This is a genomic window from Vibrio sp. Vb1554, from assembly GCF_033344235.1.
In genome coordinates, this window is the sequence record NZ_JAWPOJ010000117.1 from 1 (window position 1) to 1,697 (window position 1,697).

Below are 1,697 nucleotides of genomic sequence, written 5' to 3' on the forward strand. Positions count from 1 at the left end.
GCTCGGTCGATTAGCCAGTGAATACCCATACCCATTGACGAAAAAGGTCGGTGAAGCTGGTCAGGCGAAACTCCAAGCATCGGGGAATCAGGAGAGCATTTCGGCTCGTTTGCAAATCCCAAATGCGAAATATCAGACCGAAATTGATATCTCGGGCGATGTGCCAGTGTTAACCGCGACCAACTTGGTGTTAGGCAAAGGCGGTTTTAAAATTAGCCCTGTCGTTGGGCACGATGCTTCGATTCGTCTAGATGAGGTAAACCTAGATAAGTGGGCGACGTTACTGGATACGCCAGAGAGTAAAGCGCAATCGGTGCTGGCAAACATGAAGACGCCTACGATTCCTTTACCAACGCGTATTGAAGTCGAAACGCCGAACTTGTTGCTGGGCGGCATTGAGTTTCACGATGTGGCATTGAACGCCAGTAAAAAGAACCTAAGTTGGCAGTTGGACGTGAGTAGCCAAGAGGTGAAAGGCAAAGCAACGTACCTCAAACCGTACGATTTATCGGTGTCTCTAGACCATCTGCATTTGTACTTGCCAGACTTTGAGGAAATGACCAAAGAGCGCAGTTCGATTTTCGCTAGTGAAGATCAGAATGCGCCACTTATTACCAACTTTGACCGCAAGTTTCACGCTGAGATGCCAAACTTAACGTTGAACATCGACGATTTTTGGTTGCAAGGTTACAAGGTTGGCAAAGTGAATGTCGACTTACAGCGTCAAGATGATCGTTTGGAGTGGAAAAACATTACCTTCAGTAGCGGCAAAAACCGCATCGATATGAATGGTTGGTGGGAACTGACCAAAGATCGTAGCCATTCCAATCTGACGTTAAAAATGAAAGGCGATAACAATACGGATCTGATGGAGCGTTTTGGTATCACGTCTGGGATCCAGCAAGCGCCATTTGAGATCAACGCCAATATGAATTGGGATGGTGCGCCTTGGTCGATGAAGACACCAACCTTGCAGGGGAATGTCTCGACGGAGTTTGGCAAAGGGGTCGTGAGTGAAGTCAGCGGCGCGGCGCGTTTGCTTGGCCTATTTAGCTTGGACTCCATCATTCGTAAGATGCAGCTCGATTTTACCGACGTATTCGACAAAGGCATGGCGTTCAACTCCATCACGGGTACAGGCAAAATCCAAGATGGTGTGTTCATCACTAATGATATTGTGATGGATGCGCTAGCTGGTGAAATGCAAATTCGTGGTATTGCAAACATGACCAGCAGAATGGTGGATGCGGAAGTGAAGTTTACGCCGGATATTACGTCAGGGTTGCCAATGTTGACGGCGTTTGCGGTAGCCCCTCAAACTGCTCTGTACGTGCTGGCGATTTCTACGGTAATTTCTCCAGTTGTAGAGGTGTTCACCCAAGTGAATTACGAGGTCAAAGGCCCGTTAGATTCACCAACCGTAAAAGAGATTTCACGTAGTAAAGGCGAATACAAGCTGCCAGAAAAACTGCGTGAGCAGGCTAAATAGATCGCCCGACTAAGTGGTAGAAGGAAGAGAACACATGGAACGTGTTGGCATTATTCAAATGACTTCGGGGCCTGATATTCAGGCGAATTTGGACTTTATTGACCAGCAATGTACTTTGGCGGCCAATCAAGGAGTGAAGCTGGTGCTCACGCCGGAAAATGCGGTGTTGTTTGCCAGTCGAGAAGAGTACCATCAACATGCAGAGCCG

The 1,697-nt window shown here is 47.8% G+C and carries 1 protein-coding gene and 1 pseudogene; both read left to right on the forward strand.

What is annotated here, in order from left to right; translation table 11 throughout:
- Nucleotides 1–1,489 (forward strand): AsmA-like C-terminal region-containing protein (locus tag R8N28_RS24120; RefSeq protein WP_318183537.1); only part of this gene is annotated, 1,489 nt, incomplete at its 5' end.
- Between the two features lie 34 nt (nucleotides 1,490–1,523).
- Nucleotides 1,524–1,697: pseudogene (locus tag R8N28_RS24125) on the forward strand (carbon-nitrogen hydrolase family protein); the annotation flags it as partial.